The following is a 25,988-nucleotide window of genomic DNA, read 5'->3' on the forward strand; positions in this document are numbered from 1 at the left end:
TGCGTTGAAGGTGGGGTGTTTGGGCCGGAACTCGTTTCCGGCCCCTTGTTTTCCCATCACAGCCAGACCCTCTTTATTCTGGAGCGTAACGATGGACTTTAACCTGACCGAAGACCAACTGGCGTTTCGCGAGGCTGCACGGGCGTTTGCGGAAAAATCCATGGCGCCCCACGCGGCGAAGTGGGACGACGAGCACATCTTCCCGGTGGATGTGATGAAGGAAGCCGGCGAGATGGGCTTCATGGGCATGTACACCCCGGAAGCCCTGGGCGGCATGGGACTGTCGCGGCTTGATACCTCGGTGATCGTGGAAGAGCTGGCCTCTGCCTGCCCGTCAACGGCGGCCTTCATCACCATTCACAACATGGCCACCTGGATGGTTGCCAGTTTTGCCTCCGACGACCTCAAGCAGGAAATCGTGCCCAAGCTGGCCAGCGGTGAATGGCTGGCGTCCTACTGCCTGACCGAGCCCGGCGCCGGTTCCGACGCCGCCAGCCTGCGGACCAAGGCCGTGCGCGATGGCGACAGCTACGTGATCAACGGCAGTAAAGTATTCATTTCCGGCGCCGGTGCCACCGACATCCTGGTGTTGATGGCCCGCACCGGGGCGCCGGATTCCGGCTACAAGGGCATTTCCACCTTTGTGATCCCGGCAGACGCAGAGGGCATTTCCTACGGCAAGAACGAGGAAAAGCTGGGCTGGCACAGCCAGCCGACCCGGATGATCAGCCTGGAGAACGTGCGTATACCCGCCAGCAACCGTGTGGGCGAGGAGGGCGACGGCTTTGCCATCGCCATGAAAGGCCTCGATGGCGGCCGGCTGAATATTGCTACCTGTTCCCTTGGTGGTGCCCAGGCGGCGCTGGTTCGCGCCCGCAATTACATGCACGAACGTGAACAGTTCGGCAAACCCCTGGCGGCGTTCCAGGCGTTGCAGTTCAAGCTGGCCGATATGGCCACCAACCTGGTGGCGGCGCGGCAGATGGTTCGCCTCGGCGCCTTCAAGCTCGACAACGCCGACCCGGAAGCCACGTTGCACTGTGCCATGGCCAAGCGCTTTGCCACCGATGCCTGCTTCGAGGTGGTCAACGATGCGCTGCAACTGCACGGTGGCTACGGCTACATTCGAGAGTATCCGCTGGAGCGTTACCTGCGTGACCTGCGGGTGCATCAGATCCTCGAAGGCACCAACGAAATCATGCGCCTGATTGTGGCCCGTCGTCTGCTCGATAACGGCGTGGCGGAAGCGATTCAATAACAAGGAGAATTCCATGAGCGATCTTATCCAGCTCGAAAAGCGCGGGCACATCGCGATCCTTACCATCAACAATCCTCCGGCCAATACCTGGACCAGGGATTCCCTGATCGCCCTGATCGACATCGTCCGGGAACTGAACGAAGACCGGAACATCTTCGCACTGGTGATGACCGGGCAGGGCGAGAAGTTCTATTCCGCCGGTGCCGACCTGAAAACCTTCGCCGACGGCGACAAGGCCCGTGCCAACGAGATGGCCCAGCTGTTCGGCGAGGCTTTCTCCACTCTGGGACGTTTCCGTGGCGTTTCCATCGCCGCAGTGAACGGCTATGCCATGGGGGGCGGCCTGGAATGTGCCATGGCCTGTGACATCCGCATCGCTGAAGAGCATGCCCAGATGGCATTGCCCGAGGCGGGCGTGGGCCTGCTGCCCTGCGCGGGTGGCACCCAGAATCTGCCCTGGCTGGTCGGCGAGGGCTGGGCCAAGCGCATGATCCTGTGCGGCGAGCGCGTAAAGGCCGACAAGGCCCTGCAGATTGGTCTGGTGGAAGAGGTGGTCCCCTCCGGCAAGAGCCTGGAGAAAGCCCTGGAACTGGCGGAAATGGCCTGCAAGCAGAGCCCGTCTTCCACCGCCCGCTGCAAGACCCTGGTAATGAGCGCCCGCGACGGCCGCAGCCACGATGACGGCTGGCGCATGGAGCGGGAACTGTTCGTGGAACTGTTCTCCACCGAAGACCAGAAAGAAGGGGTGAATGCGTTTCTCGACAAGCGCAAGCCGGAATGGAAAAACCGCTGAAGCCGGCGCCCGAACCCGCTGGCCCAAGGACCTGTTATGAGTGATCAACCGATTATCTTTGAAGAGTGGAAAACCGGCGACGGCGCACTGATCGCCGTTGCCCGGCTGAACACGCCCAAGGCGCTCAACTCCCTGTCCCTGGAGATGATCCGGCTGCTGACACCGCAACTGAAGCGGTGGGCGGACGACCCGGCGATCCAGGCCGTCTGGCTGGAAGCGGAGGGCGACAAGGCCTTTTGCGCCGGCGGTGACATCGTTGCTCTTTATCGCAGCATGACTGAGCCCCAGGGCGCCAGCGAGGGTGAGGCATTCTTCACCGAGGAATACGAGCTGGACTACCTGATCCACACGTTCACAAAACCCATTGTGTGCTGGGGCCATGGCATTGTGATGGGTGGCGGCATGGGCATTCTGGAAGGCGCTTCCCATCGGGTGGTCACCGAGAGCTCGAAACTGGCCATGCCCGAGATCACCATCGGCCTCTATCCGGATGTCGGTGCCGGCTGGTTCCTGAACCGGACGCCGGGTCGCACCGGCCTGTTCCTGGGACTGACCGGTGCCCGCCTGAACGGTGCCGATGCCATTTTCACCGGCCTGGCCGACCGCTTTATCCGGCACGACCTCAAGGCCGACGTGGTGGCCGAGCTGTGCAAACGCAACTGGCAGGGCGAAGATGCCCATGCGGTGGTTGGCAGCGTACTGCGCCAGTATGAGCGGGAAAGCGCCGAGGCCATGCCGGAATCGCCGGTGCGCACACACCTCGATGAGATCAACCGGGTAACCGACGCCGACACCCTGGAAGCCACCGTGGACCAGCTCAAGGAGCTGTCCGGTGGCGAGGGCTGGGTCGCCAAGGCCACCCGTTCGCTGGCAGGGGCATCACCCACGTCTCTGGCCCTGGTGTGGCGTCATCTTCATGGCTGCAAGCACAACAGCCTCAAGGAAGTGCTCGACAAAGAGCTGGTGCTCTCCACCAAGTGCCTGAGCAAAGGCGAGTTCGCAGAAGGAATCCGCGCACTGCTGATCGACAAGGACCAGCAGCCCCGGTGGCGTTATGCATCCCTTGCCGAGATGGACAGCGCCTGGATTGAAGACTTTTTCAAAGCGTAATCCGACCAACATTCAGACTATAAGAACAAGGGGAATGAACATGGCAAAAATTACCTTCATCGGCCTCGGTAACATGGGCGGCCCCATGGCCAGCAATCTGGTGAAAGCCGGCCACGAAGTGACGGTCTTCGACCTGTCCAAGGACGCCGTTGCCGCCCTGGTATCCGAAGGCGCCAAAACCGCGGACACCGCCCACCAGGCAGCCAATGGCGCCGAGTGTGTCATCACCATGCTGCCGGCGGGGCAGCACGTGGAAGCGGTGTACCTGGGCGACGACGGTCTGCTGGCGAAACTGCCCGCCGGTACCCTGGTGATTGATTCCTCTACCATTGCGCCGGAGACCGCCCGGGGCGTTGCCGAAGTGGCCCGTGCCAAGGACATTCCGTTCCTTGATGCGCCCGTGTCCGGCGGTGTCGGCGGTGCCAAGGCGGGTACGCTGACGTTTATCTGCGGCGGTGCAGAAGAAGCGTTCAACCAGGCCAAGCCGATTCTGGACGCCATGGGCAAGAACATCTTCCACGCCGGTGACCACGGCTCGGGCCAAGTGGCCAAAATCTGCAACAACATGCTGCTGGCCATCCTGATGGCCGGCACCAGCGAAGCCCTGGCACTGGGCGTGAAGAACGGCCTGGATCCGGCGGTGCTCTCGGAAATCATGAAGCAGAGCTCCGGCGGCAACTGGGCGCTGAACGTCTACAACCCGTGGCCAGGTGTGATGGAAGGTGTGCCCGCCTCACGCAACTACGAGGGCGGGTTCCTCGTGAACCTGATGACCAAGGATCTGGGCCTGGCCTTCGACAACGCGGTGAAGAACCAGGCGTCTATCCCCATGGGCTCGCTGGCCCGCAACCTGTTCCAGCTTCATGCCGGGCAGGGTAATGGCACCCTGGATTTCTCCAGCATTCAGCGGCTCTACAAGCCGGAATAAATCGACGCCAGAGAAAGCAGGGGCGGATGAAGCGTTCACCCGCCCCTGTTTTTGTTTGAGCCTCAGGTTGAGGCCCTGTCACTGGATTTTCTCAGCCAGTGCTGGTACTTTTCCGGCCAGTTGTTGTCCGGTATCGCGACCACGGATCTGGTTGCTTTGACGATGCCGGGAGCAGGACATAACCATACCTTCAGGGATTGAAGATATGCCCCAGGCAAGTGGATTGCAGTTTACCGCCCGCGTTGGCGATCTCCCTTCTGATCTTTTCTCAGTAGTTGGCTTTACGCTCACCGAGCGCCTGTCCGAGGTGTTTTCGGGTCGGCTGGAGCTGGCAAGTTTTGATCCGTCGATACAGGCGTCCGAGATCCTCGAGCAGCCGGTGGATCTGGTGGTCTGGCAAGACGGCGAACCGCTGCGGCGCTTCACCGGTGTGGTCAACGAATTCGCCCGGGGCGACACCGGCCACCGGCGCACCCGCTACGAACTGGTCATCCAGCCGCCCCTGTGGCGCCTGGGGTTGATGCACAACAGCCGGATCTTCCAGACCCGAAGCACCGACGCCATCGTGCGTACCCTGCTCGAAGAGCGGGGCCTGATCGACACCGTCTTCGATCTCAAACGCCCGCCGGCAGAGCGGGAGTACTGCGTGCAGCACCGGGAAAGCGACCTGGCCTTTCTGGATCGCCTGGTCGCCGAGGAAGGCTGGCACTACCGCTACGAACACGGCAGCGTGGACGGCGACACCCAGCCCGCTTTGATTTTGGCCGATCACCACGGCGATGCCCCGGTTCTGGAGCCGGTTACGTACAACGCCAAAGCCGGTGGCAGCACCCGGCAGCCTGCCGTCTTCTGTTTCCGATACGAAGAACGGGTACGGGTCGCCTCCGTGGCCATGAAGGACTACACCTTCAAGAACCCGGCCTACGCCCTGATGCACGAACAGGCCGCCGGCGATGTGAGCCACCGGGAAGACTACCAGCACTACGACTACCCCGGCCGCTTCAAGGCCGACGCCAGCGGCCAGCCCTTCACCGAAGCCCGTCTGCAGGCCCTGCGCAACGACGCCAGCACCGCCGCCGGTGACAGCAACCGCCCGGACTTCAGCGCTGGCGCCAAAGTCACGCTCACCGACCACGACAGCGATACCCTGAACCGGGACTGGCTGCTGACGTCGGTGACCCACACCGGCACCCAGCCCCAGGCACTGGAAGAAGAGGGCGGCAGCGAACCCACGAGCTACCACAACCATTTCACGGCCATTCCTCCCGACCGGACCTGGCGTCCGCAGACCCCTTATCGCCCGCTGATGGACGGCCCGCAGATGGCCATCGTGACCGGCCCGGAGGGCGAAGAGATTCACTGCGATGAGCACGGGCGCGTGAAAGTCCGATTCCCGTGGGATCGATACTCGAAAAATGACGAACACAGCAGCGCCTGGCTGCGGGTGAGCCAGGGCTGGGCCGGTGGTCAATATGGCTTTATGGCCCTGCCGCGTATCGGTCACGAGGTGATTGTCTCCTTCCTCGACGGCGACCCGGACCAGCCCATCATTACCGGAAGAACCCACCACGCCACCAACACGCCACCCTACGTGCTGCCGCAGCACAAAACCCGCACCACCCTGAAAACCAAAACCCACAAGGGCGAGGGCAGCAACGAGCTGCGCTTCGAGGACGAGGCGGACCAGGAACAGATCTACCTGCACGCCCAGAAGGATCTGGACCTTATCACCGAACACAATCGCACCGAAGTCATCAAAAACGACAGCCACCTGACCGTGGAGAACCATCGGTTCAGCCACATCAAGGGCAACGATCACGGCACGGTGGATGGTGAACGTCGTGAACGAATCGGCGGCGACTACAGCCTGACTGTGAACGGCAGCCACCACAGCAAACAGGGCAAGAACCAGCTCATCGAGGCAGGCAGCGAGATTCACCACAAGGCGGGCCTGAAAATTGTGATCGAAGCCGGTGCCGAAGTGACCCTCAAGGCGGGTGGCAGCTTTGTGAAGGTAGACCCCAGTGGTGTGACGGTGTCCGGGCCGCTGGTGAGGATGAACTCCGGCGGCGGGCCGGGCAGTGGTAGCGGGGTGGCGGCTCAGGTGCCGGATCAGCCTAACGGCCTGGATGAGGTCTCGGGTAGCACGCCGCCGAAAGCGCTCGCGCAAACCGAGACGCGGTCGGATTTCGGTCCTTCACCGAGCTCCGTCGAGGCATTGAAGACGGCAGCCTCCCGGGATGTCGCCCTTATCAAACAGTGCGGCCGGCAAGCCGATGGAAGCTGCGCCCTGGCCGCTTGCGCCTGTGACGAAGGGGTGACCGCATGACGGAGCTGGGCATTGATCTGCGGTCCCGGGCTTTCCTCCTGCTGGACGGTGCGGCATTCGATGCACCCCGATTTGTTTACGAGAACGACGACCAGCCTGAGATTGACTACCTGTTTCTGGGCACCCGCCATCAGGCGGCGCTGGAGGTCAGTCCCTGTCTGGTTAAGCCCTCGGAAACGAGTCGTCTCTGGCAGAAACAGAATGATTGGCAGCATAAGGCCGTCGTTGTGCTCGCTGAGGAGGAGCTGCCGGTTATTGCCGGGCACCTGCGAAGCCTGCTGAGCGTGGCCTTGCCAGACGGAGGCTACTCCTATCTTCGTTTTTACTCTCCAAGGCAGCTTCGCCGCCTCATGTTGGCGCTCAATGATCAGGAGCGGGAGCGCTTTAGTGGGCCGGTCCGTGAGTGGTTGGCGTTTCAGCCAGAGGGAAACTGGCATTCTTTCCGGGCGGGGACTCTGCAGCCGGCAATGACTGCGTCGGATGAAGGCTGGTTTGCGCTCACTGACAGGCATCTGGAAGCGTTGGCGGAAGACGCCCGGGAGGAGTTTCTGGGCAGGCTCGGGCGCTTTCTATCGATCAATGATCAGCCTCGGCTGGCCAGACTGTTGCAGGAAGCAAACGGGCTGGGCTTTCGCTCAGAAAAGGATGTCAGCCGGTATGCGGAACTGGCGGTGACTCACGGCAACAGAATCCGTCTGCCGGAATGCCAGGCGATCCTCTCAAATTTGAGCCTGCCGAGTGCAGCGCGCCTCACTGAACTGGATCAACATCTGGCCTACGGATTGGCACAAGGAGGTGCCTGATGACGTCTGAATACACGGTTCGCTCCGGCGACACTTTGAGCGCAATCGCTCAGCGATACCAAACCACGCTGACCAGCCTGCTGAGGCTGAATCCCGGCATCGAAAACCCGGATCGCATCTTCCCGGGGCAGCTACTCAAATTGCCGGCGGCCAACGATCCCGGATTTTCCAGCTGTGAGGTGGGCGAGGTGGTTCAGGCGCCTTCCTGTGCTGAGGAAATTGTGGAAGTTGTTCACGCCACCGGTTCCGACGAGCTGATTCTCCTCACCGAGGACGAGCTCTCCGAGTGGCTGGAGGAAGAGGAATTCGTTTGTGGGCCCATAAACGACTTCTACAAGAAGCTGGAAGGCCTTGATGATGGGGAAACCGACTCGGAACTGGCCGCCACCCAAGGTGAGGGAAAGCTGCTGACTGAGGTCCAGAAAGAAAAGGAGCGACTCCTGACCGAGCTTGAGACGCGCTCGGTGTTGACCAACGACATGCAGACCCTGCCGCCGATCACTGAGATCAAGCGGTTGGCTGGCGACAAACACGTTACCTTTGTGCGCTCAGACAAGCTGAAGAACCACCGCCGCCGCTATTCCATAGCGGGCAGAGACCGGCAGCGTAGCAAGGGATGGTTGACCGAAAATGGCGTGGATCCGGCGAAGTTACGAGACGCCATTCGAAGTGAGCTCAATATCAAGTTCAACACAACGCTCTGGGAGCCCGATAACAATGGCGCGCTGATGACGACGTTGAACAAATTCTACGATGAAGCATCCTGGTCGATCTGGGGTGACGCCGAAGCCCGCCAGAAAGCCGTGGATGAAACCGGTTTTGATGCCTCCGCAGAAGCACAGTTCATGCGCTTCGCTGCGGGTGCGACGGCTTCTGGTGAATTCGATCCGCGAAAGGGGTTGGTGCATTTCCAGACAAAATTGGAAGGGCAGTATGCGCTGGCCCAGGGAAAAGTGGGTGTCGAGCAGGCGTTCCCGGTAAATAACCGTTCGGAAATTCGGGTTCCGTACCGGGTGGGTGGATGGGACGGCGAGCGAAAAGTCGCTTCATTGGGACACTTCCAGGCGGCTATCCAGGCATCGCTGAGCGGATTTGCTGGCGCATCCGCGGTTATCGCAGGGAATGTCCATGTGTCCACTACGGATGGGTTGCCCACTGTCAAAGGCATTGCGGCTCGGGAGCACGGACAGAAAGCCGGCGGTGAGGCCGGTGTTTTCGCCGGAATTCGTGGCGGTTGTGAGGTTTCTGGTGAGTTGCGGTGGAAAGACGTGCTCACGAAACAGAGAGAGTGGGACACGCTCTGCGCTATTGGAAAGAAAGTCGAGGGAGCTTTGGGTGCGGGTGCTGAATTCGAAGTTCGGCTGAAATTCAGTCGCGCCACTGGAAAATTTTACCTCAATGTTCATGCGGGGCTTGTTTTCGGTGCTGGTGCGTCCGGGAGTTTCTTGCTGGAGATTGAAACTCAAAAAATATTGAGGATGCTTCACTTCATTTATAACGCTCTCATGGATGTGGATTTTAGATATCTTGAACTTTTCGATCGTGATACAGAGGCGTTCGATTGGTATCGGCGTATGAGCTTGTACGCTCTGGCTCGGGGGCTTAAAGCAATAGAAGTGGCCGAAGAACTAGCAGACAATTTCGTGGAGGGGGTTGTGGATTATGTTCATGCCGTGTTTGTTGACCGCTATCGAGAACAACAGGGCAGCGAAATCGCAGAGAATGTCGTTCAGGACCTTACAGCCAAAGAAAGTTCAGTCTTTCTGCACTCTCCACCTGAGGTTAAAGGCGCAATTCTGGACAATATCCTCTATGACTGGTGGCTAACGCCCGATCTCTGGAGTGATGACGATATCAAAATACGAGCCGTGAATTTGATTCTGAATTCTTTTCAGGGGTGGCGTGATTTCGAGGAGACAGTGTCACGAATGAACCCGCAAGGCTTAGCCCGCATGGATGATTTCGATCAGAACCTCGAGCGATTGTTTGACTTCATAGACAAGAACAATTCGGATCAGCGTCTCTTCATTCAAGGCTTGAAGAATCAAGTAGCCGTTGCTGACAGGCCGGTGAGAATGGATCCTTTTGGTGTTTGTCGTATTTGTAGGATTGGTTAAGGAAAACTGATGGATGTTTAGAATTGACCGACTGAGGCTAATTGGCCTTACGATAACGCTGACTTTCTTGGTCGCATGTGGTGGTCTTGTTGATGCTGGCGAAGATAGCTCCGTATCCCGGATCGTGGAAGAGGCCATCAATGATCAGGTTTTTGTTGAAGGCGGTAAATTTGAACTCGGAGACGTCGGTCGCCCCGATGGTTCTGCCTACGTGACTTTGGTTAATTCAAGTCGCCCGGTAAATGAGGTAAAGGTCGATAGCTACTCAATTTCACGCTACGAAACTACTTGGGGCCAAATGCGGGTGTATTACGAAGCAACGGAGAAGCTTTCCCAATATGAGGAATCCCCGTTCAAACAACGATATGTTAGCCCGCCAACTGACGATGCTTTATCACCTTATTTCCGAAACAAGCCTGCCAGAGTGCCGAATTACGGAGAGGCCGAAGGGTATTGCGCTTGGTTGGCTCAGGAATCCGGGTTGCCTTTTGCGCTACCGACTGAGGCGCAATGGGAGTATGCGGCCAGAAGCCGAGGGCGCAAGGTAGCCTACGCGACAGACTCTGGTGAAGTGCAAAAAGATCCATACTTGCTGAGTCCCAGAGGGGAGGTGGACCCGTCGACTCCCCCCTCTGGCAATACTCTCATCCACTCCTCCGTCAAATTCGAGCGTCGGCCGGTAGGCAGCTACCCTCCGAATCCGTTGGGCCTTTACGACATGACTGGGAATGTCGCTGAGTGGACGCAAGATTGGTTTCAGGAGAATTATTATGAGCAAGCTCCTCGAGACAATCCTAGCGGACCGGAGAAGCCGGCGAATCCGGACAGGCCAGAAAAGACTGTGAGGGATTGGGCAGGGCACGGAGATAGCATGGCGGGAGCGGGCACAGTGTTCATGCGAGCAGGGGAGCATGTATCGGCGTCGGGAACGGGTTTTCGGTGTGTCGTTAATCATCCTGAACCGATCAACTAGAAAGGTCGGGAAACCTTTGCGAATGAAAGCCAATCCGGCGTCTGTTCATGCACAATTTGAAAGAACATTCAGCTGCAGCAAAAAAGCCCTCAGAAAAGGGTCCACCTGGTATTTGCCACGTTGGCAGGGCTGGCTAAAGGGAGAGCAAGGACGTGTTAAACTCAAACGGACTGAAGTTACCTGGTCTTCTCTTGGCTTCAACGATGATGGCTGGTTTTGCCGGACCCGTGAGCAGCAATAGTCAGGGAGAAGCAGCGGAGGCGGTAGCGCAGCGGGCCATACGAAATCAAGTTTTTGTCGAAGGCGGCAGCTTCGAGTTAGGTGATGTGGGTCATCCGGATGGTTCACCTTATGTCGTCTTAACGGACCACGCTCGCCCGACTGTAGAGGTTAGCGTCGATAGCTACTCGATATCCAAGTACGAGACAACTTGGGGCGAGATGTACAAATATTACGAGGCACTTGGACGGTCTTCATTGTACGAGGGCTCTGGCTATGACGAAAAATTCGTCGTTGAGCCGAGTGAAGATCCTTTGTCCCCCTACTTTTATTTAAAGCCCGCCAGAACACCGAACTATGCCGAGGCCGAGGGCTACTGCGCGTGGTTGAGTGACCAAACAGGTTTACCCTTTGCGTTACCTACTGAGGCTCAGTGGGAATACGCGGCGCGAAGCCGCGGAAGGAAAGTACCGTACGCGACTAGCTCGGGACAGAAGGATCCCGATACCTATTTACAGAGACCTACTCAATACATCGATCCGAGTATTCCTCCTTCTGGAAACATGCTGAGCCACGATTTCAGTGTGATGGAGCGTCGCCCGGTAGGGTCTTATCTACCAAATCCGATGGGAGTTCATGATATGACCGGCAACGTCGCTGAATGGACTCAGGATTGGTTCAAGCCTGACTATTACGCGGAGGCAAAATTTGATAATCCGAGAGGTCCTCAGAAGCCTGCTGATCCTGAAGATCCTCAGAAGACTGTTCGCGACTGGGCTGGGATGGGAGGCAGTTTCGGGGGAGGAGATACTGTCTTTGCGAGAAGCGGAGTATCTATTGAATCCGGAAGCATAGGCTTTCGCTGCGTCGTTAATCACCCTGAACCAATTAATTGAACGCCGGGCAGAGGCCTCCAGGGGTTAAGCCAAAATGCCCGGATAAACTCTGCGTAACTCTCCCAAAAGTGCGTCCAGCCTCATCGATCTGTAAACTGACCATTCCGCCGCTTGCCCGGGATCTCCCGGGCCACGCTATTTCTATGGCAGACAGGATCCAGCATGGACGGCCAGACCCAAGACAACGAGCCGGCAGGCGATAACAAACGCCCACTGATTTCCTCAGACCTCGCCACGCCCATCTATGGGTTGTTTGCGCTTGGCATTCTCTACACCCTGTACGTGGCTCACCAGATTGTCCTGCCTATCTTGCTTGCGGTTCTCACCAGCCTGTTGCTGTCGCCGCTGGTCAAAAAGGCCTACGTGAAATGGCGGGTGCCCAGGATGGTGAGTTCCCTGGTGTTCGTGTTGCTGGTGCTGGCCGGTATCGTGGGTATCACGGTGGCGGTCGCGACGCCGGCGCTCAAGTGGGCGGAGGAGGTGCCGCAGGGTATCTCGCGTCTGTTGGTTGGCGAGAGCGAGATAAGCCGCCAGATCGCCCGGGTTACGGAGTCTGCCGAGCAGGTAGAGAAGTCTGTGGAAGAACTGTCTGATTCGGAACAGCCGCAGCCCACCGCGGTGGTTCTGAAGACGGATTCCTGGCGCAGCCAGTTGATGAACAAGGTCCAGAACGGGGTTGCGGGGCTGGCGCTGGCGTTGGCGCTGACGTATTTCCTGTTGGTCAGCGGCGATCGGCTGATCAAGAACTTTGTGCGCCAACTGCCTATCGACCAGCGCAAGACGGTACTGCGCATCACTCACGATTCCCAGCATCAGATTGCCCAGTACCTGGGTGTGCTCGGTTTGAGTAACCTGTCGGTCGGGACCATCACCGGCCTGATCTGCTGGGCGGTGGGGCTGCCGGACCCGGCAGTCTGGGGGCTGGTCGCCGGGCTTGCCCGATTCATTCCCTACCTCGGGGTGATCATTTCCATTTCCATGCTGGCGACCATTTCGGCCATCAGCCTGGACGAACTCTGGATGATGGCCATCGCCCCGCTGGGGTTTCTCGGGTTGACCACTCTGGTGGGGTTCTTCATTGAGCCTTGGATTCACGGTTTCCGCATGGCCATCAATCCGGTGATCATCTTTGTGTCCATCTTCTTCTGGGGCTGGCTCTGGGGACCGGTGGGCGTGCTTCTGGCCGTTCCCCTGATGACCGTGATCCAGGTGGTGCTTAAACAGATCCCGAAACTAAGGCCGGTATACAAGGTCATCGCGCGATAGCGGCAGCGAAAACCTGCGGGGCTTCGCCCGTTGGGTAATGGATACCCGTAACACGCACTGACACCTTCCTGAAACTCACCTATCCTCACTGAATACCCACACTTCAGGACGCAGGGAGGATGATCAGCCCATGTATCCCACTACCATGAAAGCCATGGTTCTGACTGGTCACGGTGGTATCGACAAGCTCGAATACCAGGACGTGCCGGTGCCCGGCCCGGGGCCCGGTGAGGTGCTGGTTCAGGTAACCGCGACGGCGAAGAACAATACTGATCGCAAGGCGCGGGAGGGGCTGTATCCCACCAAAAAGGGTGAGATGACCTCGTTCCAGATGGGTGGCAAGCCCACGCTGGTTTTCCCGCGCATCCAGGGTGCCGATATCGCCGGTCGTATTGTTGCGGTTGGTGAGGGTGTGAACGAATCCCGGATTGGCGAGCGTGGCCTGCTGGACTTCAACATTTACGCTAACGAGCGTCGGGACATCAATCTCACACCGGATTACTACGGCCACGGCGCGGACGGTGGCTACGCCGAATACGTGGTGCTGCCTTCGGACCAGTTCCATCACATTCCCAATCCGGAACTGGCAGACGCCCAGGTAGCGGCCATGGGCATGTGTTCCTACCAGACCGCCATGCACATGCTCACGTCTGCCGGCGTCAAGGCGGGAGAGCGTGTGCTGGTCACCGGTGCCAGTGGCGGCGTGGGTACCGCCCTCATCCAGCTCTGCCGCATCATGGGCGCCGTTCCCTATGCACTGAGCAAGCAGGATAAAGCCGAGCCACTGCTCAAGCTGGGTGCCGAGGCGGTGCTCGACCGTTCCGATATGGGCAGTTTCGTTGAGCGGGTGAAGGCGGAAACCGGCGGCAAGCCCATCGACGCAGTGATGGATCTGGTGGGGGGTGAAATGACGGACGTCTTCATCGACACCATGATCTTCGATATGAACGCCCGCAATACCTACCCGCGCCTGAGTATTGCCGGCGCCAGTGGCGGCAACATCAGCGAGATCCTCTGGACCCGGATCTACCTCTACCAGGTACAGATCTTCGGTGTTTCCCATGGCACCCGGGAGGAGGCGGAACAACTGATGGCCTGGATCCGAGGCGGTCAGCTCAAACCGGTTCTGCACGGCGCCTTCCGGCTCTCCGACCTGCACCGGGCGGAAGAGTACTTTGTCGACCGGGGCAGCAACTATCTCGGCAAGATCGTGATTGTTCCCGACGCCCAGTGGGAAGAACACGGCCAGCCCTGGTCTCTGGAGAATGCCCGATGAAACCGGAACTGAGCATTCAATTGATGGACACCCACGCCGGCGGTGACGTCAGCCGTATTGTCACCGGCGGCATTGATCTGCTGCCCGGCGACACCGTGCGCGCGCAGATGGAGTATCTGCGAGACGATGCCGATGGCCTGCGCCGGCTGCTGCTGGAAGAGCCCTACGGGGTGCCGGAGATGTCTGTGGATCTGCTGGTGCCACCGACTGACCCCCGGGCGGCGGCCGGCTATATCATCATGGAAGTGATGGGCTATCCGATCTACTCGGGCTCCAATACCATCTGCACTGCAACGGCGGTGCTTGAGTTGGGGATCGTTGAAAAGCAGGAAGGCAAGCAGAACTTTCTGCTGGAATCCCCGGCTGGCCTGGTGCAGATCGAGGCGACCGTACACGACGGCGTAGTCGAGGCGATTACCTGCGAGGGCTTGCCGAGTTATATCCACACCTACAAAGCCACCATTGATGTACCGTCGCTGGGCGAGATTACCTACAGCGTTGCCTACAGCGGTGGCTTCTACGCCCTGGTGGATGCCTCCAGCCTCGGGTTTGACCTCACACTGGACGAGGAGCGCAAGCTGGCAGAGACCGCCCACGCCATTGTCGAGGCCATCCAGGCGGAAGGCGGCTTCTCCCATTACACCCTCGGCGATGTGGGTCCGCTGCCGTTCCTGCACTTCATGGGGCCTGTCGAGCATGTGGCGGAGGGCTACTACCGCTCCCGGTCGGCCACCTATGTCCACCCCGGTGTTATTTGCCGCAGCACCACCGGCACCGGCACCTCTGCCCGCCTGGCGCTGATGAACTACGAGGGCAGTATCCGCCCTGGAGACAAGCTCGAAACCATCTCCCTGAGGGAAACCGGTTTTATCGGGGAGTTCACCTCGGTGGAGCAGGAAGGCGAGTACGAAGTGATCAAGAACAGTATCACCGGCAAAAGCTATGTCATCGCCCGCTCCGATATCGTGGTGAACTGCGACGATCCCATGGTGGAATGCGGCTCATTGCACCACATCCTGTCGAGCCGGCACACCAGCAAAATCACGCCGAAATCCTGAGCTCTGCCCCGGCGCGGCCAACCGGTCGCGTCGGTTTTCCTGCCTCATAAAACGCCGCTGATTACTTCCGTTTTGGTCTAAAGTTTACCTTTACGTAAAGTGAAGCCTGTGCTAAACCTTGACCCGTGCTTTCAATGACAAAAACAACAGGAGTTGAAAATGGGTCTTCCGGAATACACCGACGTTTATAACAACTTCGATCCTGCCGCTCTGGAAGCGGACATCCTGGATGGACGTCTGGATAGCGGGCTCAATGTATGTCACGAGATCTGCGACAAGTGGGCAGATGACCCCAGCCGGGTCGCGCTCTACTACGAGAAAGAAGGTGGCGGCGATGGTGTACTGACCTTCGCGGAACTCAAGGAGGCGTCTGCTCGCTTCGCCAACTATCTGAAATCAAAAGGCATTGGTAAGGGCGATCGGGTTGCAGCCCTGTTGCCGCGTACCCCGGAACTGTTGATTGTGATTGCCGGGACCCTGCGCGCGGGCGCGGTTTATCAGCCGCTGTTCACTGCCTTCGGCTCGGGTGCCATTGAATACCGCTTCGAGCGGGCCAGCACCAAGCTGGTGGTGACCAATCCGGAGAACTACCCCAAGCTGAACGATGTGAAGGTGTGCCCGCCCGTGGTGGGCGTTAACGCCAGCCAGATCGACGCCGATATTCCCGATTTCGAAGAAACACTGGCGGCTCAGTCCGGCGAATTCGAGCCGGTGATGATTACCGGTGCCGATCCTTTCCTGCAGATGTTCACCTCAGGCACGGTGGGCAAGTCCAAGGGCGTGGCCGTGCCGGCAAAAGCGCTGCTGGCGTTCTACGTGTACATGAAGTACGCCATCGACCTGCGCGACGACGACAAGTTCTGGAACGTGGCCGATCCGGGCTGGGCCTACGGCCTCTACTACGCCGTGGTGGGGCCGCTGCTGATGGGCCATGCCACCCATTTCAACCCGGGCGGTTTCACGCCGGAAACCACCTACGACATGATTCGCAAGTACAAGATCACCAACCTGGCGGCAGCGCCCACGGCCTATCGCCTGCTGAAGGCGAACGATCATGTGCTGCCCGAGGGTGAGAATCTTGGCCTTCGCGTCGCAAGCAGTGCCGGTGAGCCCCTGAACCCGGAAGTGGTGAACTGGATCCGCAACCGCCATTTCTGTCCGGTGAAGGATCACTACGGCCAGACCGAGACCGGTATGACCTGCTGCAACTTCCACGGTCTTGAGCATCCGGTACGCCCGGGCTCCATGGGTTACGCGTCGCCCGGCCACAAAGTAGTCGCCCTCAACGAGAAGAACGAGGAAGTGGGCGAGGGCGAGGTTGGCCAGTTGGCGGTAGACGTAAAAGCCTCTCCGTTGTTCCATTTCGACGGCTACACCTGGGGTGAGAAAGACCCGTTCGTGAACGGTTACTACCTCACGGGCGATATGGTCATCAGCCATGGTGACGGCTGCTTCTCCTTCAGCGGCCGGGACGACGACATCATCACCACGGCCGGTTACCGTGTGGGCCCTGCAGATGTTGAAAGCACGTTGCTCGAGCACGCGGCAGTGGCGGAATCCGGTGTGGTGGGCAAGCCCGATGAAAAGCGCGGCTCCATCATCAAGGCCTACGTGGTGATCAAGGGCGACTACCCGGTCGGTGACGAACAGGCCCTGAAGGATGAGCTTCAGGAACTGGTTCGCCGGCGCCTGTCCACCCACGCCTTCCCGCGGGAAATCGAATTCGTGGACGAGTTGCCGAAAACACCCAGCGGGAAGATCCAGCGCTTTGTTTTGCGTAACCAGGCCAAGGACGAAGTCGGCGCATGATCATCACGTTCGAAGAGCTGCAGGCCTTCCTGGATGAGCAGTTTCCGCAGGGGGCCGCCTACGGCTCCCTGCAGAAGCTGGGGGACGGCTGGGCGGAAATGAAACTTGAGGTGGATGAAGAGCACCTGCGGCCCGGTGGTACCGTCTCCGGCCCGGCCATGATGGGGCTGGCGGACGTGACCCTTTATGCGGCTCTGCTCAGCAAAATCGGGCTGGTGCCGCTGGCGGTGACCACCAACCTGAACATCAACTTCCTGCGCAAACCGGTGGCGCACAAGCCCATCTGGGCGCGGGCGACGATGCTGAAAGTGGGGCGCACCATGGGAGTGGGCGAGGTGTTTGTCTACTCCGAAGGCGCCGAGGAGCCGGTGGCGCACTCCACCATGACCTATTCGATTCCGCCAGCGGATCGCCGCGGCTAATATATAGTAAAAGTACTATAATTAATTAGTATTAGCTTTATAAATAAATCTTGACCCTCTAGGGGATGTCCCGCTAGATTCAGGATTAATTGAGTAATACAACAATAATCCAAGAGTAGCCCAAGTGAACATTCGCGATTCCCTGGTGCCGGTAGGCGACGGGGTGGTACTGGAGGCAAGGCAGATTTTGCACACGGATTCCCGGGGGCCGGTACTCGTGTTCCTGCACGAATCCCTGGGCAATATTGATCTGTGGCGCGCCTTTCCAGAAAAGCTCGCCCGGGCAACCGGATGCGATGCGCTGATCTACAACCGGCTTGGCTATGGCCAGTCGTCCAACGAACCGCTGCCTCGCCCCCAGGACTATCTTGAGACTGCCGGCCACACCTGGCTGCCCCGGCTGCTGGATGCGCTGGATATCGAAAACGTGGTGCTGGTCGGTCACAGCGACGGCGGCTCTATCGGCCTGATTGCTTCTGCCGCCCTCGGGCAGCGGGCCAGGGCGCTGGTCACCATGGCGGCGCACATCTATTCCGACCCCCTGACCCGGGCGGGAATGGATGAGATGGCACGGCGGTTCCGGGAAACCGATATCCGTGAGCGGCTGCGGCGCTATCACGGCGACCGCACCGACGAGCTGTTTACCGCCTGGCAGACGGTCTGGCGCGACGAAGGTTTTCTGGCAGCCATGGACTTCGGCCCTTGGCTCTCGGACATCCGCTGCCCGGCGCTGATCATCCAGGGGGAGAACGACGAATACGGCGTGCCCGAGCAGGTCACAGACATCGCAGCGGGTATCGGAGCCAGCGCAGAGGCCCTTTTTATCGAGGGGGCCGGTCACTCGCCGCACCTGGAAAAGCAGGACGAGCTGGTGGACATTCTCTACGACTTTTTGTGCAGGGAAGTGCCGGGAATAAATTGAAATTAGATATTGACGTTTACGTATACGTCAATCTACTCTGTGAAGACGACAAAACGCACAACAATAACAAAGGTAAATTGGCTCATGAGTGAACAGTACGTTCTGGAGACCCGTAACCTTGTCAAAGAGTTCAAGGGCTTTGTTGCGGTCGACGACGTGAACCTGCAGGTTCAGAAAGGCCATATCCACGCCCTGATTGGCCCGAACGGTGCGGGCAAGACCACGGTGTTCAACCTGCTCACCAAGTTCCTCATTCCTACCCGGGGTCAGATTCTGTTCAAGGGCAAGGACATCACGCCCCTGAAATCAGCCGCCATTGCCCGTGAGGGCATTGTCCGTTCATTCCAGATTTCCGCGGTATTCCCGCACATGACCGCGCTCGAGAACATCCGGGTAGCGCTGCAGACCTTCGAAGGCTCCTCATTCAGCTTCTGGAAATCCGGCAAATCCCTGAACAAGCTCAACCAGCGTTGCATGGAGTTGCTGGACGCCGTGGGCCTGGCCGAGTTTGCCAACACCACCACCGTGGAGCTGGCCTATGGCCGTAAGCGGGCACTGGAACTGGCGACCACCCTGGCCATGGAGCCGGAAATCCTGCTGCTCGACGAGCCGACCCAGGGCATGGGCTCGGAGGACGTGGATCGGGTGGTGGAGCTGGTGCGCAAGGCCGCTCACGGGCGCACGGTTCTGATGGTGGAGCATAACCTGAGCGTGGTCAGCAAGCTCTGTGATCGCATCACCGTGCTGGCCCAGGGCGCTGTGCTTACCGAAGGCGACTACGCCGCCGTATCTGCCGACCCGAAAGTCCGGGAAGTCTACATGGGCAGCGATGGCAGTGGTGAACGCGGGTCCGCCGACAGTGAGCAGAAGGAGACGACACAATGAGCGCGAATCCGGATCGCGAGTACGAGCAGTTGCGCCTGTCGGGCCTCCACGCGTTCTATGGCGAATCCCACATATTGCACGGCATCAACATGGTCGTGAACCGGGGTGAGCTGGTTACTTTGCTGGGCCGCAACGGCGCGGGCCGAAGCACAACGCTCAAGGCCATCATGAACATGGTGGGCCGCCGCACCGGCTCCATCATGATCAACGGTGAGGAGACCATGTCGTGTGCGCCTCACCATATTGCCAGGTTGGGTGTCGGGTATTGCCCCGAACATCGGGGCATTTTTTCCTCACTCAGTGTGCAGGAAAACCTCACCCTGCCGCCGGTGGTACGCAGCGGCGGCATGAGTCTGGAAGAAATCTACAACATGTTCCCCAACCTGTACGAGCGCCGTTTCAGCCAGGGCACCAAGCTGTCCGGCGGCGAGCAGCAGATGCTGGCCATGGCGCGCATTCTGCGCACCGGGGCGAACATGCTGTTGCTGGATGAAATCACCGAAGGCCTTGCCCCGGTGATCGTGGAGAAGCTGGGAGAGGTTCTGGTCGCGCTCAAGAAAAAGGGGCTGACCATTGTCCTGGTAGAGCAGAATTTCCACTTCGCAGCACCGCTTGCCGACCGCCACTATGTGGTGGAGCACGGTCAGATTGTGGAAGAAATCAGCGCCAATGAACTGAGTGCAAAGCAGTCGGTGCTGGATCGCTATTTGGGGGTCTGATCCCGGATAGAACGAAAGCAGGAAGAGCAACAATAACCCGAACCAACGCAAGACAGTAGCGGAGATACAACAATGACAATGATGAAAAAGCTTCTGACATCAGCCGTTGCATCAGCCATGATGGTGGGTGGCGCCCAGGCGGCAGTTTCCAACGATACGGTCAAGATCGGTTACCTGGCAGACATGTCCGGCACCTATCGCGATCTGGCCGGCCCCAACGGCCTGGCGGCCCTGAACATGGCCATCAAGGATTTCGGCGGCACGGTTAACGGTGCCAAGATTGAAGTGGTCAGCGCCGACGACCGGAACAGCCCGGACACCTCCTCCAGCACCGTTCGCCGCTGGGTGGAGAACGAGAATGTCGACCTGGTGGCCGGCATGGTGGCTTCGTCGGTTTCCATTGCAGTGAGCAAGATCCTCGAGGAAAACGACAAGCTGGGTATCATCTCAGGCTCCGCGGCCTCCAGCATCACCAACGAGCACTGCACCCCGAACCACATCCACTACGTGTACGACACCTATCCGCTGGCCAACGGTACCGCCAGTGCGGTGGTCAAGGAAGGGGACAAGACCTGGTACATGCTGACCGCCGATTACGCCTTCGGTCACGCCCTGGAAGGGGACGTTCGCCGGGTGGTTGAGGCCAACGGTGGTGAAGTAATTGGTGCCGTTCGCCATCCGTTCCCGACCCAGGATTTCTCTTCTTTCATCCTCCAGGCCCAGGCTTCCGGAGCTGATGTCATCGGTCTGGCGAACGCCGGCGCCGACACCACCAACGCCATCACCACCGCCAGTGAGTTCGGTGTCACCCAGTCTGGCCAGACTCTGGCAGCCCTGCTGCTGTTCCTGACCGACGTTCATGCGCTTGGCGCAGAAACCGCCCAGGGCATTCAGCTGACCACCGGCTGGTACTGGGACATGAACGACGAGACCCGCGCCTGGTCCGATCGCTTCCTCGAGGAGACCGGTGTTCGTCCCACCATGGTTCATGCCGGTATCTACTCCAGCACCATGCAGTACCTGAACGCGGTCAAGGCCACTGGCTCGGATGACGCCCAGACCGTTCGCAAGCAGATGATGGAAACCCCCATCAACGACATGTTTGCCAAGAACGGCAAGATCCGTGTCGACGGTCGTATGGTGCACGATATGTACCTGGCGGAAGTGAAGACACCGGCCGAATCCACCGGTGAGTGGGATCTTTACAAGATTCTGCGGACTATTCCGGCCGACGAAGCCTACCGTCCGCTTTCCGAGAGCAAGTGCAAGCTGGTCAAGAACTGAGGCCAGCCCTCGGGCTCACCCGGCAACAGGGCAGGGTGAGCCCGTTCATCGGCAAAGTGAGAAAGAACAACAACCAACCCCTGTGCTGCTTCTGGAGTTAGCCCAATGTCCATGATTTTCGGCGTCCCTGTAGCTGTGCTCTCCGGCCAGCTCCTGATCGGAATCATCAACGGCGCCTTTTACGCCCTGCTGAGCCTTGGGCTCGCGGTCATCTTCGGTCTGCTGAAGATCATCAATTTTGCCCACGGTGCCATGTACATGCTGGGCGCCATGACCACGGTCCTGATGTTTGACTACCTCGGCGTCAACTATTGGGCAGCACTTCTGCTGGCGCCGCTGCTCGTCGGCGCTTTCGGCGTTGTCATCGAATATTTCCTGCTCCGTCGCATTGCCGGGCAGGACCACATCTACAGCCTTCTGCTGACCTTTGGTATTGCCCTGATCATCACCGGCGTGCTGGTGAACTGGTTCGGTGTTTCCGGCCTTCGCTACACCATGCCAGACATGTTCAAGGGCGGCGTCAACCTGGGCTTTATGTTCCTGCCGTACTACCGTGCCTGGGTAATCGTTGCGGCGCTTCTGGTGTGCTTCGGTACCTGGTTCATGATTGAAAAAACCAAGCTGGGCGCCTACCTGCGTGCCGGCACCGAGGATTCACAGCTGATGCAGGGCTTCGGTATCAACGTGCCCCTGCTGATCAGCCTGACATACGGCTTTGGTGTTGCGCTCGCCGCGTTCGCAGGCGTGCTGGCCGCGCCCATCTACTCGGTAACGCCGGTGATGGGGTCGGCGACCCTGATCACCGTGTTTGCGGTGGTGGTGATTGGTGGCATGGGCTCCATCGGTGGCGCGATCATCACCGGCATTCTCATGGGCGTGATCGAAGGCCTCACCAAAACTTTCTACCCGCCGGCTTCCTCGGCGGTCATCTTCCTGGTCATGGTTCTGGTGCTGATGTTCCGGCCCAGTGGCCTGTTCGGTAAGGAGGCATAAGCATGAACCAGCCGACACAATCTACCGACATTCACAAGGCCATAGTGGAGCAGCAGGCGGCCCAGGATCGCAAGAAGATGATGCTCAACGGCGTCCTGTTGCTGCTGTTACTGGCCGCGCCGTTTGCGATCTATCCGGTCTTCCTGATGAAGATCCTCTGTTTCGCCCTGTTCGCCGTGGCCTTCAACCTGCTGTTTGGCTTTACCGGCCTGCTGTCCTTCGGTCATGCAGCGTTCCTGGCCACCGGCGGCTACACCACCGGTTACCTGCTGAGTAACTACCCGGGACTGACCACCGAGATGGGTATTATCGCCGGTACGCTGGCGGCAACGGTTCTGGGCCTCGGCTTTGCGCTGCTGTCCATTCGCCGCCAGGGCATCTACTTTGCCATGGTGACCCTGGCCCTGGCGCAGCTGGTGTTCTTCTTCTTTGTGCAGTCGGAATTCACCGGCGGTGAGGACGGCATGCACGGTATTCCCCGGGGACACTTGCTCGGCTTCATCAACCTCGAAGATAACCTGAACATGTACTATTTTGTGTTGGTGGTCTTCATTGCCTGCTACCTGCTGGTACAGCGCACCGTCAACAGCCCATACGGCCAGGTGCTCAAGGCCATCAAGCAGAATGAACCCCGTGCGGTATCGCTGGGCTACAACGTGGACCGGTACAAGGTACTGGCGTTTGTTATCTCAGCGGCGCTTGCCGGCCTGGCCGGTTCCATGAAGTCGGTGGTGTTCCAGCTTGCCTCCCTGAACGACGCGCACTGGCACATGTCGGGGGAGGTGATCCTGATGACCCTCGTCGGTGGTATGGGTACATTGCTGGGGCCTGTGGTGGGCGCCACCTTCGTGGTGAACATCGAGTACCAGCTCTCTCAGGGCGCGCTCCGGGACTGGGTGGATCCGATTCTCGGCGGCGTCTTCGTACTGACGGTATTGGCGTTCCGGAGCGGTATCGTGGGCGAAATCCAGAAGTTCATGAAGAAGAACCTGGGCTAGGGTCCAGGCAGTAAATAAAACCCAGACGACCAATAAAAAATAAGGAAGTTCTGATGCTGAAGTCCAAAATGATTTTTGCCGTCACCGTCGCGTCTGTGCTGTTCAGCTCTGTTGTCTCTGCCCAATACAAGGACGAATACACGGTCTCTACTGTGCTGCCATCGGCATTTCCCTGGGGGCAGGCCGCCGACAAATGGGTGGAGCTGGTCCGGGAACGTTCCGATGGCCGGATTAACATGAAAATCTACAGTAACTCCCAGCTGGTCTCCGGTGACCAGACGAAGGAATTCTCTGCGATGCGCTCGGGCCTGATCGATATGGCTGTTGGCTCAACTATCAATTGGTCACCCCAGGTACCTCAGCTTAACCTTTTCTCCCTGCCATTCCTGATGCCGGATTATGCCGCGATTGATGCCATTACACAGGGCGAGGCCGGAGAGGTCATCTTTGATGCGATCAAAGAGCGGGGTGTAACGCCCTTGGCCTGGGGCGAAAACGGCTTCCGTGAATTGTCCAATTCCAAGAGAGTCATCGATGAGCCGAAGGATCTGGACGGCCTGAAGATCCGGGTTGTCGGTTCACCGCTGTTCCAGGACACCTTTAACGCCTTGGGAGCGAACCCGACCCAGATGAGTTGGGCGGATGCCAAGCCTGCCCTGACTACGGGCGCAGTCGATGGCCAGGAGAACCCGCTCTCTGTATTTGATGTCGCCCGAATTGATCAGGTCGGTCAGAAATATCTAACGCTCTGGCATTACATGGCAGATCCTCTGGTCTTTGCAGTAAGTAACCGTGTATGGAATCAGTTCAGCCCCGAAGATCAGGCCTTGCTCAGGCAGGCAGCAATTGATGCGGGCCAGTGGGAAATCAAAAAATCCCGCGCCGAGCTGGCCGATACACTGGAAAAGATCAAGGAGCGTGGCGTGCAGGTTACGGAGCTGACCGATGAGCAGCATGATGCCTTTGTGAAAGCTACCGAATCCGTCTACGATACCTGGACACCGAAAATTGGTGAAGATCTGGTGAACATGGCGCAAGAGGCCGTCGCCAACCGTTCCCAATAGATCCGTAGTGTTCCCGCGCCCGTCAATTATGGCGGGCGCCGTCGTTTAATACGGAGTCTTCATGCCTGCCCGCCCCCCGAAGTTCCGACTGGATGCTTTGCTTGCCTCCCTCGCTCTGATCATTATTTGCGTCATTAGCCTGGGTAACGTCATCGTTCGCTACGCCACGGATGCCTCGTTTGCGTTTACCGAAGAGTTTTCCGTGTTCTTGCTGGTAGTCCTGACCTTTGCGGGGGCGTCTGTCGCGGCGCGGCACAACCAGCACATCCGTATTGAACTGGTGGAGCACTATCTGCCGCCTCGATTGAAAAAGGCCGTGTACGTACTGCAGTGGCTCACCGGCGTGGTCGTGCTCGGACTAACCACCTGGTATGGGGGTAAGTTTGCACTGGAGGAGTACCAGTGGCAGTCGCTCTCACCAGGGCTGGGTTTGCCTAACTGGATCTATGTGGTCTGGTTGCCACTGTTGTCAGCGGCGATAATGGTTCGCCTCACCCAGAGCCTTATCGATCGCCTCAGGGGTAAGGAAGACCCGGAGGTCATACATGAGTCCTGATATCCTCATGATCGGCAGCTTTCTGATTGCGCTTTTGCTGGGCGTGCCGGTGGCGATTGCCCTGGGCCTGGGTGGCGTGATCGGCATTGTTGCGGGTTTGCCATCCGTGATGTTGGCGACTCTGGGAACCAACACTTATAACAGCGTGGCCAAGTACCCGTTGATTGCTATTCCACTGTTCATTCTTACCGGGCTCATTTTTGAGAGAGCTGGCGTAGCGGCCAGCCTGGTACGATTTGCCCAGGCGATCATCGGGCCTCGGCACGGTGGACTCACCGTTGTTGCCGTGCTGGTTTGCTTGATCATGGGAGGCATGAGCGGTTCCGGGCCGGCGGATGCCGCGGCGGTGGCCATGGTCATGCTCCCCAGTATGCGCAAGGCAGGCTATCCTCAACCATTTTCTGCCAGCCTGATAGCCGCGTCGTCGTCCACCGCGATCCTGATTCCTCCGTCCATTGCCCTGATTCTCTATTCCATCGTGGTACCCGGCGTCGACCTGAGAGCGCTGTTTGCAGCTGGATTGTTTCCGGGAATCCTGGCCGGGCTATCTCTCCTGGTACCGGCCCTGTACCTTGCTCGAAAATATGGCTGGGAAAACCCGACAGATGTTGAGCGGCCGGAATTCTGGCCCAGTTTCAGAGCGGCGCTTCCGGCTTTGTTCGCACCGGTGATTATCCTTGGTGGACTGAGATCCGGACTGTTCACGCCCACTGAAGCGGCTGTGGTCGCGGTTGCCTACGGTGTGATTGTTGGTTGCCTCGTATACCGAAATCTCAGTCTGAAAGACCTTTACGCCCTGGTGACGGATGCCGCAGTCACCTCAGGTGTGGTGATGTTCATCATCGCCCTGGCTGGCATTTTCGCCTGGGCCGGCACAACTCTGGGCACCTTCCAGCATCTGGCCAATGCCTTGTTATCCCTGTCCGAGAACAGCTGGGTTCTGCTGGGACTGGTTATGGTGCTGGTACTGATCGCCGGAATGTTGCTGGATGCGGTATCGATCTACCTGATTCTGACCCCAATCATTATCCCGCTAATGGAGCACTTCGGCTGGAACCCGGTCTGGTTCGGCATCCTGCTGGCCATGAATATTGCAATCGGTCAGTTCACGCCACCGGTGGCGGTCAATCTGATGGTGACGACCCGAATCGCCGATATCAGGCTGGAGCAAACCTTCGGTTGGGTTATGGTCTTTATAATGGCAATGGCGATAAGTTTGTTGTTAGTCATGGCCTTTCCAGCCATCGCGCTCTGGTTACCTGAGCAACTGGGGTTTGTTGTCGGTGACTGGTAACCTGCGGGCTGCAGGG

General features: G+C 58.8%; 23 protein-coding genes. All 23 read left to right on the plus strand.

Annotation, left to right across the window (positions count from 1 at the left end):
- Positions 1-91: 91 nt before the first annotated feature.
- The 23 genes from AC0J1C_RS05100 (at position 92) to AC0J1C_RS05210 (ending at position 25,972) form a co-directional block, all read left to right on the plus strand.
- A complete protein-coding gene (locus AC0J1C_RS05100) occupies positions 92-1,258 on the plus strand; it encodes an acyl-CoA dehydrogenase family protein (protein ID WP_473045864.1) in 1,167 nt (388 codons plus the stop codon).
- A gap of 13 nt (positions 1,259-1,271) precedes the next feature.
- Complete coding sequence (locus AC0J1C_RS05105; protein WP_091991283.1) at positions 1,272-2,051, plus strand: enoyl-CoA hydratase; 780 nt, start codon at positions 1,272-1,274, stop codon at positions 2,049-2,051.
- A gap of 36 nt (positions 2,052-2,087) precedes the next feature.
- Entirely contained in the window at positions 2,088-3,161 is a 1,074-nt protein-coding gene (locus AC0J1C_RS05110) for an enoyl-CoA hydratase/isomerase family protein (protein ID WP_473045865.1), read from the plus strand.
- A gap of 40 nt (positions 3,162-3,201) precedes the next feature.
- Complete coding sequence (gene mmsB, locus AC0J1C_RS05115; RefSeq protein WP_375192912.1) at positions 3,202-4,089, plus strand: 3-hydroxyisobutyrate dehydrogenase; 888 nt, start codon at positions 3,202-3,204, stop codon at positions 4,087-4,089.
- A gap of 205 nt (positions 4,090-4,294) precedes the next feature.
- On the plus strand, positions 4,295-6,418 hold the full coding sequence (locus AC0J1C_RS05120; RefSeq protein WP_473045866.1) for a type VI secretion system Vgr family protein: 2,124 nt from the start codon (positions 4,295-4,297) through the stop codon (positions 6,416-6,418).
- The gene (locus AC0J1C_RS05125) at positions 6,415-7,221 is read left to right on the plus strand and encodes a DUF4123 domain-containing protein (RefSeq protein ID WP_473045867.1); all 807 of its coding nucleotides are present in this window, start codon (positions 6,415-6,417) and stop codon (positions 7,219-7,221) included. Before AC0J1C_RS05120 ends, AC0J1C_RS05125 begins: the two co-directional genes overlap by 4 nt.
- A complete protein-coding gene (locus tag AC0J1C_RS05130) occupies positions 7,221-9,338 on the plus strand; it encodes a LysM peptidoglycan-binding domain-containing protein (RefSeq protein WP_473045868.1) in 2,118 nt (705 codons plus the stop codon). Before AC0J1C_RS05125 ends, AC0J1C_RS05130 begins: the two co-directional genes overlap by 1 nt.
- 13 nt (positions 9,339-9,351) lie before the next feature.
- Entirely contained in the window at positions 9,352-10,311 is a 960-nt protein-coding gene (locus tag AC0J1C_RS05135; RefSeq protein ID WP_473045869.1) for a formylglycine-generating enzyme family protein, read from the plus strand.
- 152 nt (positions 10,312-10,463) lie between these two features.
- Positions 10,464-11,426 (plus strand): formylglycine-generating enzyme family protein, encoded by a 963-nt coding sequence (locus AC0J1C_RS05140; RefSeq protein WP_473045870.1) that lies wholly within the window; start codon positions 10,464-10,466, stop codon positions 11,424-11,426.
- 162 nt (positions 11,427-11,588) lie between these two features.
- A complete protein-coding gene (locus AC0J1C_RS05145; RefSeq protein ID WP_473045871.1) occupies positions 11,589-12,692 on the plus strand; it encodes an AI-2E family transporter in 1,104 nt (367 codons plus the stop codon).
- 130 nt (positions 12,693-12,822) lie between these two features.
- Positions 12,823-13,968 carry a zinc-binding dehydrogenase gene (locus tag AC0J1C_RS05150; RefSeq protein WP_473045872.1) on the plus strand — a complete coding sequence of 382 codons (1,146 nt, stop codon included), beginning with the start codon at positions 12,823-12,825 and terminating at the stop codon, positions 13,966-13,968.
- On the plus strand, positions 13,965-15,026 hold the full coding sequence (locus AC0J1C_RS05155; RefSeq protein ID WP_375192905.1) for a proline racemase family protein: 1,062 nt from the start codon (positions 13,965-13,967) through the stop codon (positions 15,024-15,026). Before AC0J1C_RS05150 ends, AC0J1C_RS05155 begins: the two co-directional genes overlap by 4 nt.
- Positions 15,027-15,185: 159 nt before the next feature.
- Positions 15,186-16,835, plus strand: a complete 1,650-nt coding sequence (locus tag AC0J1C_RS05160; RefSeq protein ID WP_473045874.1) for an AMP-binding protein — start codon at positions 15,186-15,188, stop codon at positions 16,833-16,835.
- Entirely contained in the window at positions 16,832-17,257 is a 426-nt protein-coding gene (locus AC0J1C_RS05165) for a PaaI family thioesterase (protein ID WP_473045876.1), read from the plus strand. Before AC0J1C_RS05160 ends, AC0J1C_RS05165 begins: the two co-directional genes overlap by 4 nt.
- A 124-nt stretch (positions 17,258-17,381) precedes the next feature.
- Positions 17,382-18,179 carry an alpha/beta fold hydrolase gene (locus AC0J1C_RS05170; protein ID WP_473045877.1) on the plus strand — a complete coding sequence of 266 codons (798 nt, stop codon included), beginning with the start codon at positions 17,382-17,384 and terminating at the stop codon, positions 18,177-18,179.
- Positions 18,180-18,263: 84 nt separating this feature from the next.
- Positions 18,264-19,064, plus strand: a complete 801-nt coding sequence (locus tag AC0J1C_RS05175) for an ABC transporter ATP-binding protein (protein WP_091991246.1) — start codon at positions 18,264-18,266, stop codon at positions 19,062-19,064.
- The gene (locus AC0J1C_RS05180) at positions 19,061-19,783 is read left to right on the plus strand and encodes an ABC transporter ATP-binding protein (RefSeq protein WP_375192900.1); all 723 of its coding nucleotides are present in this window, start codon (positions 19,061-19,063) and stop codon (positions 19,781-19,783) included. The genes AC0J1C_RS05175 and AC0J1C_RS05180 overlap by 4 nt, the downstream gene beginning before the upstream one ends.
- A gap of 72 nt (positions 19,784-19,855) precedes the next feature.
- Positions 19,856-21,067 carry an ABC transporter substrate-binding protein gene (locus AC0J1C_RS05185; RefSeq protein WP_473045879.1) on the plus strand — a complete coding sequence of 404 codons (1,212 nt, stop codon included), beginning with the start codon at positions 19,856-19,858 and terminating at the stop codon, positions 21,065-21,067.
- 105 nt (positions 21,068-21,172) lie between these two features.
- Complete coding sequence (locus AC0J1C_RS05190) at positions 21,173-22,060, plus strand: branched-chain amino acid ABC transporter permease (RefSeq protein WP_473045880.1); 888 nt, start codon at positions 21,173-21,175, stop codon at positions 22,058-22,060.
- Between the two features lie 2 nt (positions 22,061-22,062).
- On the plus strand, positions 22,063-23,058 hold the full coding sequence (locus AC0J1C_RS05195; RefSeq protein WP_473045881.1) for a branched-chain amino acid ABC transporter permease: 996 nt from the start codon (positions 22,063-22,065) through the stop codon (positions 23,056-23,058).
- Positions 23,059-23,126: 68 nt separating this feature from the next.
- Positions 23,127-24,122: a DctP family TRAP transporter solute-binding subunit gene (locus tag AC0J1C_RS05200; RefSeq protein ID WP_473045882.1), complete on the plus strand. Its 996-nt coding sequence runs from the start codon at positions 23,127-23,129 to the stop codon at positions 24,120-24,122.
- 61 nt (positions 24,123-24,183) lie between these two features.
- Positions 24,184-24,678 (plus strand): TRAP transporter small permease, encoded by a 495-nt coding sequence (locus AC0J1C_RS05205; protein WP_473045883.1) that lies wholly within the window; start codon positions 24,184-24,186, stop codon positions 24,676-24,678.
- A complete protein-coding gene (locus AC0J1C_RS05210) occupies positions 24,668-25,972 on the plus strand; it encodes a TRAP transporter large permease (RefSeq protein WP_473045884.1) in 1,305 nt (434 codons plus the stop codon). The genes AC0J1C_RS05205 and AC0J1C_RS05210 overlap by 11 nt, the downstream gene beginning before the upstream one ends.
- Positions 25,973-25,988: the final 16 nt, after the last annotated feature.

Source organism: Marinobacter sp. E2, assembly GCF_055755345.1.

Coding starts and splice junctions, on each gene's coding strand:
- AC0J1C_RS05100 (WP_473045864.1), top strand. CDS start 92: ATGGACTTTAACCTGACCGAAGACCAACTGGCGTTTCGCGAGGCTGCA.
- AC0J1C_RS05105 (WP_091991283.1), top strand. CDS start 1,272: ATGAGCGATCTTATCCAGCTCGAAAAGCGCGGGCACATCGCGATCCTT.
- AC0J1C_RS05110 (WP_473045865.1), top strand. CDS start 2,088: ATGAGTGATCAACCGATTATCTTTGAAGAGTGGAAAACCGGCGACGGC.
- mmsB (WP_375192912.1), top strand. CDS start 3,202: ATGGCAAAAATTACCTTCATCGGCCTCGGTAACATGGGCGGCCCCATG.
- AC0J1C_RS05120 (WP_473045866.1), top strand. CDS start 4,295: ATGCCCCAGGCAAGTGGATTGCAGTTTACCGCCCGCGTTGGCGATCTC.
- AC0J1C_RS05125 (WP_473045867.1), top strand. CDS start 6,415: ATGACGGAGCTGGGCATTGATCTGCGGTCCCGGGCTTTCCTCCTGCTG.
- AC0J1C_RS05130 (WP_473045868.1), top strand. CDS start 7,221: ATGACGTCTGAATACACGGTTCGCTCCGGCGACACTTTGAGCGCAATC.
- AC0J1C_RS05135 (WP_473045869.1), top strand. CDS start 9,352: ATGTTTAGAATTGACCGACTGAGGCTAATTGGCCTTACGATAACGCTG.
- AC0J1C_RS05145 (WP_473045871.1), top strand. CDS start 11,589: ATGGACGGCCAGACCCAAGACAACGAGCCGGCAGGCGATAACAAACGC.
- AC0J1C_RS05150 (WP_473045872.1), top strand. CDS start 12,823: ATGTATCCCACTACCATGAAAGCCATGGTTCTGACTGGTCACGGTGGT.
- AC0J1C_RS05155 (WP_375192905.1), top strand. CDS start 13,965: ATGAAACCGGAACTGAGCATTCAATTGATGGACACCCACGCCGGCGGT.
- AC0J1C_RS05160 (WP_473045874.1), top strand. CDS start 15,186: ATGGGTCTTCCGGAATACACCGACGTTTATAACAACTTCGATCCTGCC.
- AC0J1C_RS05165 (WP_473045876.1), top strand. CDS start 16,832: ATGATCATCACGTTCGAAGAGCTGCAGGCCTTCCTGGATGAGCAGTTT.
- AC0J1C_RS05175 (WP_091991246.1), top strand. CDS start 18,264: ATGAGTGAACAGTACGTTCTGGAGACCCGTAACCTTGTCAAAGAGTTC.
- AC0J1C_RS05180 (WP_375192900.1), top strand. CDS start 19,061: ATGAGCGCGAATCCGGATCGCGAGTACGAGCAGTTGCGCCTGTCGGGC.
- AC0J1C_RS05185 (WP_473045879.1), top strand. CDS start 19,856: ATGACAATGATGAAAAAGCTTCTGACATCAGCCGTTGCATCAGCCATG.
- AC0J1C_RS05190 (WP_473045880.1), top strand. CDS start 21,173: ATGTCCATGATTTTCGGCGTCCCTGTAGCTGTGCTCTCCGGCCAGCTC.
- AC0J1C_RS05195 (WP_473045881.1), top strand. CDS start 22,063: ATGAACCAGCCGACACAATCTACCGACATTCACAAGGCCATAGTGGAG.
- AC0J1C_RS05200 (WP_473045882.1), top strand. CDS start 23,127: ATGATTTTTGCCGTCACCGTCGCGTCTGTGCTGTTCAGCTCTGTTGTC.
- AC0J1C_RS05205 (WP_473045883.1), top strand. CDS start 24,184: ATGCCTGCCCGCCCCCCGAAGTTCCGACTGGATGCTTTGCTTGCCTCC.
- AC0J1C_RS05210 (WP_473045884.1), top strand. CDS start 24,668: ATGAGTCCTGATATCCTCATGATCGGCAGCTTTCTGATTGCGCTTTTG.